Annotated in this window: 5 protein-coding genes; 2 read left to right on the top strand and 3 right to left on the bottom strand. The window is 31.3% G+C overall.

The genetic code is table 11. The features are described from left to right. Positions 1–503 precede the first annotated feature (503 nt). Positions 504–989: an FKBP-type peptidyl-prolyl cis-trans isomerase gene (locus tag FOF46_RS05740; RefSeq protein WP_143915793.1), complete on the bottom strand. Its 486-nt coding sequence runs from the start codon at positions 987–989 to the stop codon at positions 504–506. A gap of 22 nt (positions 990–1,011) precedes the next feature. Further along, positions 1,012–1,539 carry an FKBP-type peptidyl-prolyl cis-trans isomerase gene (locus FOF46_RS05735; protein WP_167571754.1) on the bottom strand — a complete coding sequence of 176 codons (528 nt, stop codon included), beginning with the start codon at positions 1,537–1,539 and terminating at the stop codon, positions 1,012–1,014. A 451-nt stretch (positions 1,540–1,990) separates the two neighbouring features. On the opposite strand from FOF46_RS05735, the gene FOF46_RS05730 reads away from it, so the two are divergent. After that, positions 1,991–2,476 (top strand): hypothetical protein, encoded by a 486-nt coding sequence (locus FOF46_RS05730; RefSeq protein WP_143915791.1) that lies wholly within the window; start codon positions 1,991–1,993, stop codon positions 2,474–2,476. Between the two features lie 450 nt (positions 2,477–2,926). On the opposite strand, the gene FOF46_RS05725 is transcribed toward FOF46_RS05730, so the two are convergent. Continuing rightward, a complete protein-coding gene (locus FOF46_RS05725) occupies positions 2,927–4,936 on the bottom strand; it encodes a tetratricopeptide repeat protein (RefSeq protein ID WP_143915790.1) in 2,010 nt (669 codons plus the stop codon). A 645-nt stretch (positions 4,937–5,581) separates the two neighbouring features. On the opposite strand from FOF46_RS05725, the gene FOF46_RS05720 reads away from it, so the two are divergent. After that, complete coding sequence (locus tag FOF46_RS05720) at positions 5,582–6,388, top strand: glycosyltransferase (protein WP_143915789.1); 807 nt, start codon at positions 5,582–5,584, stop codon at positions 6,386–6,388. Positions 6,389–6,404: the final 16 nt, after the last annotated feature.

The raw sequence follows: 6,404 nt of genomic DNA, 5'->3' as shown, positions 1-6,404 counted from the left end.
CCTTTTAAAACCTTGAGTATTTTATCGTAATTTGCTTGAAAGTTGTGCATATGAATTATAGTGTCGTAACTACAATTTACTGCCTTTTAGCAGTTTGCGCAACTTTTTCTAAATGCACAACGGGTTAGTTATTATTTATTTATATGTTGGGGTAACATCAGACCTAAAGTCATCATAAGGTCTGTTAAAGGAGAAACTCCTTTGTGGTCTAAAATCAAAACAATTTAATTACAGCGCTATAATCTTATTGTTTTGAGTTTGCTATTGTGTAATTCTAGTTAGCGTAGTGTGATATTATCTTCATAAGTTGGTTTTTTATTTGTTATTACTTTGTGTTGTTATTCATTGCAATATTAAGATGTGCCAGTTTCATTTTTCGGGATTCTGTAATAATGGTGATGTTAATTCATAGTTATAAGAAATATTTCTTTAGGAGCGCCATCTGTGGCTTTTTCTTCTATTTTAATTAAAAAGAGAGTATTGTGCATTCTTATAATTGTTATTTAGTTTAATAACTCTAATATTTCTATTTCAAAAATTGCAGGCTTGTTTTTTAATAAACTCTCTTGCCTTCTGTGTAGAGTAGATGGCATAATTAAAGTTGCAGAACCACCAGTCTTTAACAATAAAAGCCCTTCCTGTATTGCACTATTAAGATGTACAATTTTATCAAATAATATTATAGGGTTGTTGTTAAGTTCTCCATCCAAGGAATACATTTTACTACTAAATTTTATAATAGAGTTAGTTGTTAATTTTTGACCATTCCCATGATTTGTAATCATGTAATACAGACCTGTTCCGGTTTCTTTGGCGGTTAAAGAATTATCTGATAAATATTTCTGGATAACTACTCGTTGTTTTCTTTCTGATTCTGTTATTTGCCGTTGTTGCTCTACTTGTTCGACAAATGATAATTCTGAGTCATTATCAGAGCTACATGAGTAGGACAATGCTAGTAGGCTGATTGCTATTAGTGTTTTTTTCATTTTTAGTATGCCTGTAGAGTTATTATGGTTTTAAAACAATATTAAGTTGCATTTCAAACATTAAGTTTGTTTCAGGTTCTATGTCTGTAAAAGATACGGGGTACTTACCATAAGCTAAATGTGCAGGAACTAACATTGTTATTTTACCTCTCTCTTGTATAAGTTGCAAGCCTTCTTTTACTCCTGGTAATAATCCATCAAAATTAAATGATTGACCATAGTTGTTATTTTCCATATTAGACTCTCCAAGAACTTCATTAGTTTCTAAGTTTGTTGTTTTAAAATGAAATATTACAGTGTCTCCTTCTTCTATAAACAAACCGTCACCTTGCTCGTCGATACGATAAAATAATCCTGACTCGGCTTTTATAATATCCTGCAAGTCAAACTGTTTTATATACTCTTCAATTCTAAGAATTTCAGCATCTTTTTCTTCTTGAGTATATTCATAGTTTGGTGGGTCAGGTTCGTTAAAAGGTGGTTTATCGTCGTTAGTTACGCATGCGGTAAATGCAACTAACAAACTAAGTAATAAGAGCATTTTTTTCATTGTCATTTGTTTAGGTTATTATGAGTTGTTTTTCATTACAATATTAGACCATGCCAGTTTCATTTTTCGGGATTCTGTAAAATGACATTGTTAATTAATCGTTAAAGTCAAACATCACTGAAGAACACTTTTCATCATAGGATTAGGTTTTGAGAAATTGATATATACGTCTATGTCTTAAATGTTAGATTTGTTACGTGTTATTACACGTTTTTTTTAATTATTTGATAGTAACCCCAGAAATTTCCTTGTTCATTGTAATAGTAAAACATGCCATTTTAGAAAATGTGGTTGATCTGGTTTTCTTCAATCTTTTGTGCATTCGAGATATATCTAGATTTCCTGATACCAAAAAAACTTAATAAAAAATTAGCCAGTTTCAAAAAATGAAACTGGTACTATGTATCCTTGTATCATAAAATAAGTATTAATCACTTAAAACCATAAAAGTATGGCATTAGAAAATCTAATTAGTGTTACGTTTACAGAAGACGAATTAAACAAACTCACTAAAGGATTACAGATTGTAAAAGAGGTTTTATCGAATAAAACAGTCAATCTTACTCCAGAACAACGAGGACAGTATGGACGTATTGCTAATCAAAACAAATTGATTGTAGATAAAGCTAAGAATTACATGGAGCAACATCCTGATTGGATTCCTCGATTTTTGGATAAAGAAGAGTTTGATCGCGATTATACTACTCGTAAACAAGTAGAAACTCATGTACAGCAGTTACAGAATTTATCGCAACAATTACTCGATACCAAAACCCTGCTAGATCATGATAACTATACCAATGCATTAAGTTTTTACCGTATGATGCGTTTTTTGGCTGGCGAAAACGAGCCTGGAGCCAAACCTGTATATGAGGATATGAAACTATTATTTAAACGTAGCAGTAGTACTAATAACGATGAAGGCTCTAATACATGATGTTATAGATAGCCAAGATAATATGAAGCTTTACAAAGGTAATTAGAAGGCGTATCATACTCCTTTGAAATACCTACCCAAGTGGTTCGAATGATCAAAAAGGTATTGCGAAGCGATCCTTAGGTAATTCGAACCACCTTTTTTTGGATTGAGACTCCTCAATATATCGCAAAAAATCGTAAACCTATCCCTTTTATCCCATAAAGTATCAGAAAGAAGCTTGAACATATCGCTTCGAAGCATTAAACTATCCAATCGAAGCGGCACATGATCGGTGCTAATTACCTTTTGTTGGATTGGAGCCTCTTATGAGATAGCCTACCCCCTTGTCGAGAAGGGGTACTATCATTTATACATTATACCAACTTATTGCATTTCTATCTCTTATAACAAAGCACTAATATATAATACTGATCTAATACCGTCTCCCAAAATATAGTCTCAATGTCACTACGGTTCTAATCCTATTATCTTTTTATTAAAAATAGGGTTCTTCATAAAATACCATTTTAATCTAAAACCAAGTTCTACAAATTCAAAACCAGCAGCAGTGGCAGAAGCAATGTTACTATATTTACCATAGATATTAGCATTAAACCGCTGAGAAAATTGATGGCCAAATTTTCCTTCTGCCCTAAAAGTAGAAGATGCGGGATCATCCTCTACAAACTGTTGACCAAATGCTGCACTTGCACTATAATACCAATTCTTTTGTGGATCACTAACAACTTCTAGGAATACTTCGCCTAGATTAAATTGATCAGGGCTAAAATAAATGGTAGGCACCTGATCTTTAAAAGTGATATATTGATAATTGAGCCCTACCTTTAGCACTGGTTTTTGTAAAATAGAGTAATATAAAGATGTAAATAATAGATTCCTTGTATTCTCATCTGTCTGCGAAGTGTAAATATATTGTGTATACCAGCCTAAATTAAAATTAGTCCCTAAATTATAATTTAGGCTATAATTGTTCATTACAATTTCTCTGTTTAATAAATCTGCATTAAAATTTTGCAATTCTCTCTTGTACCCTATATCTAGGTTTTGTAATCTAAAAGGTTTTGTTTTTAATACTACCTCGGCGACCAACTCTGTATAATCTGCTGTAAATCCATCTGCATTTGTCAATCCTACCTTAGATTGCAAAGAAATATTTCCGTTGAATTTATAAAGAGTTCCTAACCAAAAGTCATTCGAAGTTGCTTCATTTCTAGTGACTGTATTTTTTGTTGTTCTATAATCATATTGGGCTTCTGTTTTAAATCTAGTGGATAAGGGAACTTCTACTTTTAAAGTAATGTTTACCGCTTCATTGTCTCCATTATCAAAAGTATATGCCGTTTTCTCCTCTATAAAAGGAGTATGGGATTTTTTTAATGTTTTGATTAGTTTTTCGGCATCTGGTTGTTTAGGATAATACTCCAGGGTTTTAAAAGCATAGGTATAGGATTTGATATCATCTCCAACAGCTCTATATGCGTTTGCAATACCCAAATTACCATCAAAAGAACCCGCTTCTTTTTCTAAAATCGTGTTATAATTTTGAAGACTGGTTTTAAAACGACTAGTATACATCCCGTGAGTTGCGTATAATGCCAATACTCTCGAATGATCAGGATACAATAGTTGTAATTGATCTATACTTTCTTTAGCATCCTTAAATTTTTTATTCCATAGTAGGGCTTGTATATATCGTTCTGCGGTAGACAGATAAAGTGTTTTATCATCATCTTTAAAATGTGCTGCTTTATTTTTTGCTTGACCAGCAATGAATAATGCCTTTTTCTCTTTATTATTTTTATGAGCTACCAAAGCTAGACCATTTAAAGATATGATACTGTCCTTAGGGCTAACAGCTAATGCTTTATATGTGTTTTTTGCTTTTTCAAGTTTATTGGTGATCAGGTAAATATTTGCTTTATTTAACTGTGTATCTTTATCATTAGGAAAGTCAATCAGGTTTTGATCCAATAGTTGTAGTGCCTCATCATATTTTTTGTCCTGAGCTATTGCATTAGCATACCCCAAACGAACATACTTTCTGGATAACAACGCATTTGCATTTCCTTTCTGTAATTGTAATGCTTTATTCACTAATATTAATGCTTTCTCATATTTCTTGAGATTAGAAAGTGTATTAGCATATCCCAATACTGCCGGGAAACTTGTATCATCCTCTTGAGTTAATTTTTCATAGAAACTCTCTGCTTTGGTAAATTGACGATCCCAAAGTAGCGATTCTGCATAATTTAATTTAATCTCAAAATCATCTGGATATTCTTGTAATAATGTTGTAAAAATAGATACTGCTTGCTTAGACTCTCCCAAAAGTCCTACTGCTCTCCCATAACATAAACGGGCGGTTTTGTTTTGAGGATATTGTTTTAGAATGTCTTCAAAAAATGTTTTTGCGTTAGCATATTTACCTGTTTCGAGATACTTAAAACCTTCTTGCATATTTTGAGCAAACAAAGATGAAAATGATACCAAAAAAAGGAAACTAAAAAAAAATGGTTTTAAGTGCATTATTTTGTGTACAAGTTGATTAATTATCGTTAAAGTAAGAATAACTAAAAAAATAGCGGGTAAAAACTCAATAAGTTTTATAAACTTTATATTCTACTCAACTCCTTTCTTAAGAAAACAGGTCTTTGTATTAACACAATTTTAAGTAATTATGTAAAAAATCAGGGGAAAAACCCCCTTAATTTAACACAAAAAACCGTTATTAATCTTTCATTTTATTAACATTTGTAAGATTTTACTTTCTTAAAAACAATAAACAAATGTTAAAGTTTCAGTGAAAACCGCACGAATATCGACAAAATACACTGTTTTTGGGCTTCACATAAATATTTTGTGGTTTTACCGTATTTAACTTTCGAAAACTGGTATTACTTTTACACCGTATTGATCACTAACTATTTATGATCAATTCAAGTTCAAAAGTAAATTCGTCAAAATGTAAAATAGTCTTCAAAAATCCCCAGAAGAATGTTTAACATAATTTAAAAGATCAGGGACCTAATAAAAAGAAAAGGTCACTTTTAAAAATTTAATACTTCTACTACCCCAAGAAGTAGCCCTAAATTTAAAATTGATATGACGAAAATTACCGGAATCATTGTTCCTTGTTATAATGAATATAACAGACTACCAAAGGAAAAATTTTGTAACTTCTTAACTAATAACCCTTCTTACCATTTATGTTTTGTAAACGACGGCAGCTCTGATAATACTTTAGGGATGTTAAATGAACTTAGACAATTCAACCCTCAAAAAATAACTGTACTCAATCTAGAGGTCAATCAAGGTAAAGCTACTGCAGTTCAAACTGGAGCTAATTATCTTGCAGATCTTGATTTTGTAGAAAACATTGCTTTTCTTGATGCTGATCTTTCTACATCATTAGAAGAAATGGATAATTTGGTACAAAAACTAAATAGTAATCCACAATTAACCATGGTCTTTGGATCTAGAAAAGCAGATGAGTCAGCTAACATCGATCGAAATATTATTAGAAAATTCTTATCTAATTTTGTTGGATTCTTCATTCGATTTATTCTTCAACTTCCTATAAAGGATACGCAATGCGGAGCCAAAGTATTTAGAAAAAGTATTATCGAGAATGTGTATAGCCAAAAATTCATAAGCAGATGGTTATTTGATATTGAGATTTTCTTAAGGTTAAAAAAACACATTGGATTAAAAGATCTTTTAAATACTATTAGTGAAGAACCACTGGATAGTTGGATCGAAGTAGAAGGTTCTAAAATCACTTTAAAAGACTCTCTCTTGATTCCTATCAATTTATTAGTAATCTGGTTTAGTTACTTAAAAATCAGAACTCGTATCAAAAGTGCTTCAACTATCTTTAATCTTAAAGCAGAATACAATATGGTAAAATAACTACTTTCTTCTTTTT

The sequence above is a fragment of the Aquimarina algiphila genome (assembly GCF_007489275.1).
Lineage (GTDB): Bacteria > Bacteroidota > Bacteroidia > Flavobacteriales > Flavobacteriaceae > Aquimarina > Aquimarina algiphila.
The sequence above is the reverse complement of the archived record's forward strand: the minus strand, read 5'-3'. Positions and strand labels throughout refer to the sequence as shown.

Bases quoted from the DNA above. Each gene is read 5' to 3' on its own strand.
- FOF46_RS05740 (WP_143915793.1), bottom strand. From the start codon at position 989: ATGAAAAAAACACTAATAGCAATCAGCCTACTAGCATTGTCCTACTCA.
- FOF46_RS05735 (WP_167571754.1), bottom strand. From the start codon at position 1,539: ATGAAAAAAATGCTCTTATTACTTAGTTTGTTAGTTGCATTTACCGCA.
- FOF46_RS05730 (WP_143915791.1), top strand. From the start codon at position 1,991: ATGGCATTAGAAAATCTAATTAGTGTTACGTTTACAGAAGACGAATTA.
- FOF46_RS05725 (WP_143915790.1), bottom strand. From the start codon at position 4,936: ATGCAAGAAGGTTTTAAGTATCTCGAAACAGGTAAATATGCTAACGCA.
- FOF46_RS05720 (WP_143915789.1), top strand. From the start codon at position 5,582: ATGACGAAAATTACCGGAATCATTGTTCCTTGTTATAATGAATATAAC.